Raw genomic sequence first — 2,986 nt, 5'->3', positions numbered from 1 at the left:
ATAATAATACAACCAGTAGCATAGTTACCACTAAAAGCTGGCTGTATTTTTTTATCAGAAACCGGTAACAGACCGGGTTAAGGACCTGTTACCGGCTATAAAAAGATGATTTATTCTTCTGTTGTCTCAGTCGCTTCACCGTCGGTTTCTTCCGGTGTGTTGTCATTGTCACCTGCTTCAGGTGTTTCTTCGCCTGCTACAGCGGTTGTTTCGCTACCTTCAGTGCCTTCTTCCCCGTTGATCACTTCTTCTGCTTCCTGTTCATCCAGTCTTGCTACAGCTGCAATTTCATCGTTATTATCCAGGCGGATCAGGCGTACACCCTGTGTGGCGCGGCCGGCTTCGCGGATATCTGCAACAGCCATACGGATGGTGATACCGGACTTACAGGTGATCATCAGGTCATGTTTCTCCGTTACATCGAGGATGGCAATGAGGTTACCGGTTTTCTCCGTGATGTTAATGGTTTTCACCCCTTTACCGCCACGGTTGGTAATACGGTATTCCTCGATGTTGGTACGTTTACCGAATCCTTTTTCAGATACCACCAGGATGGTTTTCTGATCGTCTTCTTTATTAACACAAACCATACCAACCACTTCATCCTTGTCGCTGTCTACCTCAATTCCCCTTACACCAATGGCGCCGCGACCGGTGTCGCGAACCGTTGCTTCAGGGAACCTGATGGCGCGGCCGCTCTGGATGGCCATCATGATCTGGCTGTCGCCGGTAGTCAGTTTGGCTTCCAGCAGCTGGTCGCCTTCATTGATGGTGATGGCGTTTACACCGTTCTGACGCGGGCGGGAAAATTCTTCCACCAGCGTCTTCTTGATGATACCTTTCTTGGTACAAAGTACAATATAATGGTTATCGATAAAATCTTTATCCCCCAGGTCTTTAATGTCGATGATAGCGCGGATCTTATCATCGGCGGGCAGCTGGATCATGTTCTGGATCGCGCGTCCCTTACCGCTTTTTTCGCCGTCCGGAATTTCGTAGACCTTCAGCCAGTAGCAGCGGCCTTTTTCCGTGAAAAACAGCATGGTATGGTGCGTAGAGGCTACGAACAGGTGCTCGATATAATCCTCGTCACGCGTTTTACCGCCAATAGCGCCACGGCCCCCGCGTTTCTGCTGGCGGTAGTCGTAAGCGGAAGTACGTTTGATATATCCCAGGTGAGAAATGGTGATCACCACATCTTCTTCTGCAATAATATCTTCGATCCTCATTTCGCTGGCCAGGTACTGGATCTCTGTTTTACGTTCGTCACCGAATTTCTTCTTCACTTCTTCCAGTTCTTCCCGGATGATCTTCATACGTAAAGATTCATCTGCCAGTACCTCTTTCAGGTAAGCGATCAGTTTCATGATATCGTCGTATTCGGCGCGGATCTTATCGCGTTCCATGCCGGTAAGACGCTGTAAACGCAGTTCCAGTATGGCTTTCGACTGAATTTCAGACAGGCCGAACTCTGTCATCAGTCCTTCTTTTGCCACTTCAGGTGTAGCGGCGGCACGGATCAGCGCAATCACCTGGTCCAGGTGATCCAGTGCAATCAGGAAACCGGCGAGGATATGCGCTTTCTCTTCTGCCTTACGCAGGTCGAAGCGGGTTCTTCTCACCACCACTTCATGACGGAAGTCGATAAATTCCGCAATCATGTCTTTCAGGTTCAGGATACGCGGACGGCCTTTCACCAGTGCCACGTTATTGATACCGTAAGATGTTTGCAGTTCGGAATATTTAAATAACTGGTTGATGATCACGTTGGAGATAGCTTCCCTTTTGAGATCAATTACCAGGCGCATACCTTCACGGTCGCTCTCATCGCGTACATCGGAAATGCCTTCAATGATCTTATCGTTTACCAGCTGCGCAATTTTCTGGTGCAATACCGCCTTGTTGATCTGGTAAGGCAGTTCATAGATCACCAGTTTCTCGCGGCCGTTCTTGGCAGTTTCGGAGGTGATCTTACCTCTTACCACTACCCTGCCCCTGCCGGTTTCAAAGCCTTGCTTAACGCCTTCGAAACCATATATAATGCCTCCTGTAGGGAAGTCGGGCGCCTTGATATGTTTGATCAGTTCTTCTATCGTGATGTCTTTGTTTTCGATATACGCCACTGCGCCATCCACCACTTCGCTGAGGTTGTGGGGCATAATGTTGGTGGCCATACCAACGGCGATACCGGAGGCGCCATTTACCAGGAGGTTGGGAATGCGGGTAGGCAGTACCGTAGGTTCTTCCAGGGTGTCGTCGAAGTTGTTGGTAAAATCCACCGTTTCTTTCTCGATGTCTTCCAGCATGGCTTCTGCGATCTTCTGCAGACGGATCTCGGTGTAACGCATGGCAGCCGGCATATCGCCATCTACCGAACCGAAGTTACCCTGACCATCCACCATGGGATAACGCATGCTCCAGGGCTGCGCCAAACGTACAATGGTGTCGTAAATGGAAGCATCCCCGTGCGGGTGATACTTACCCATTACCTCACCCACAATACGGGCTGATTTCTTGTAGGCCTTGTTACTGTGGTTGCCCAGTTCATTCATCCCGAATAAAACGCGGCGGTGCACAGGCTTCAGACCATCTCTCACATCGGGCAGGGCACGGCCCACGATCACGGACATAGAATAATCTATGTAGGCCGTTTTCATTTGCTCCTCGATATTTATCTGGACAATTCTCCCTTCCTGATGATTTTCCGTATGCTCTGTCATTTTGTGTGTTGATTTACAGTTTTTTCTGCGTAAAACAGATAAAGGCAAATATAGCCATTTCAGCCCTTATTCCTGCCTAAAAATCAAAGAATGTGAATAAAAAACACCATAGGGATTAACGATTATATTGCAATATGGATATATGATTGATTTAAACAATGAATGACAACCATTTATATGGCCTTTGTGTTATAAACAAATAACCCGTTTTTTGATTTATCTGCTATATGTTAAGATGCATTAATATATGAGAAAATAAATATTGG

1 protein-coding gene is annotated in these 2,986 nt (G+C 47.7%); it reads right to left on the bottom strand.

All coding sequences use genetic code 11. From position 1 onward, the window contains the following. Positions 1-110: 110 nt before the first annotated feature. Positions 111-2,720, bottom strand: coding sequence for a DNA gyrase subunit A (gene gyrA / locus VN105_RS11455; RefSeq protein WP_325640942.1), 2,610 nt, complete (start codon positions 2,718-2,720; stop codon positions 111-113). Between the last annotated feature and the right edge of the window lie 266 nt (positions 2,721-2,986).

The organism is Chitinophaga sp., assembly GCF_035564935.1.
Lineage (GTDB): Bacteria > Bacteroidota > Bacteroidia > Chitinophagales > Chitinophagaceae > Chitinophaga.
Note: the sequence above shows the minus strand (reverse complement) of the source record. Positions and strands in the feature narration are given on the sequence as shown.